This window comes from Geodermatophilus chilensis (assembly GCF_002802985.1).
Taxonomy (GTDB): Bacteria; Actinomycetota; Actinomycetes; order Mycobacteriales; family Geodermatophilaceae; genus Geodermatophilus; species Geodermatophilus chilensis.
Window position 1 is genome coordinate 1 of sequence record NZ_NVPT01000371.1, and the last position, 1,066, is coordinate 1,066.

General features: G+C 75.7%; 1 protein-coding gene. It reads left to right on the forward strand.

Annotated elements, in window-relative coordinates; all coding sequences use genetic code 11:
- Positions 1–205 precede the first annotated feature (205 nt).
- Positions 206–970, forward strand: a complete 765-nt coding sequence (locus tag CNO22_RS27225) for a DUF2470 domain-containing protein (RefSeq protein WP_100502326.1) — start codon at positions 206–208, stop codon at positions 968–970.
- The last annotated feature ends 96 nt before the right edge of the window (positions 971–1,066 follow it).

Genomic DNA, 1,066 nt, shown 5'->3' on the forward strand with positions numbered 1-1,066 from the left:
CAGCACCCTCACCGCCCTGGCCCTCGCGGCCGGCGGGCGCTCGGGGTGGGCCATGCAACACCCGCGAGCGAGCGGGGGACAAGGTCCCCGGATGGGACCGTCCCGTCACGTGACGGCGCGTCGCGCGCGGCGCGCCGGGGATCTTCCCCCATCCGGTTAGTCAGGTTAGGCTCGCCTAACCTACTGCCGACCTCGAGGGAGCCCCGTGACGACGAGCCCCGCAGCACCCGTCCTGCGCGCCGACGCCGCCGAGCGCGCCCGCACCGTCGGCGGTCGCACCTCCGCCGCGCTGTGCGTGCGCGGGCTGGACGCCGGTCGCCCGCTGGCGCACGCCACGACCACCACGGGCACCACCTACGTGCTCGTGCCGACCGGCGGGGAGGTCGACACCGCGCTCGCCGGCCGTGACGACCTCACCGCCGTCCTGATGGTCAGCGACCGGGCGCCGGTGCCGCTGCGGGACCCGCTGCGCGCCCAGCTGTGGCTCTCCGGCTGGCTCGCCCCCGTGCACCCGGCAGCCCGGCGCGCCGCAGTGCTGGCCTTCGCCGAGACCCGGCCGGTGGGCTCGCTGCTCGACGTGGGGGACGGCGCGACGCTGCTGCGGCTGGACGTCGCCGAGGTGGTGCTGCGGGAGGGCGAGCGCTGCACCGAGGTCGGCCCGCACGCCTACGCGCAGGCCCGCCCCGACCCGCTGGCCGCCGTCGAGGCGCGGATGCTGCAGCACCTCGACCGCGACCACCCCGAGGTGCTGGACCTGTTGCGCAGCCGCATCCCGACCGGCGACCTCGGCCCGCACGACGTCGTCCGACCGCTGGCCCTGGACCGCTTCGGCTACCGGCTGCGCATCGAGCGCCCGGCCGGCCGGCGTGACCTGCGGGTCCCCTTCGCCCGGCCGCTGACCTGCCCGAAGCAGCTGCAGGCCGCCACCCGGCAGCTCATCTGCACCGCCCGCGCGGCCCGCCGCGACTAGGCCCTGTTTGATAAGTCGCGGAGCCAGATGTCGATGTCGCTGATCTGGACGGTTGCTTCGTAGCGGACGGCGAGTTTGTCGTAGCGAGTGGCGAAG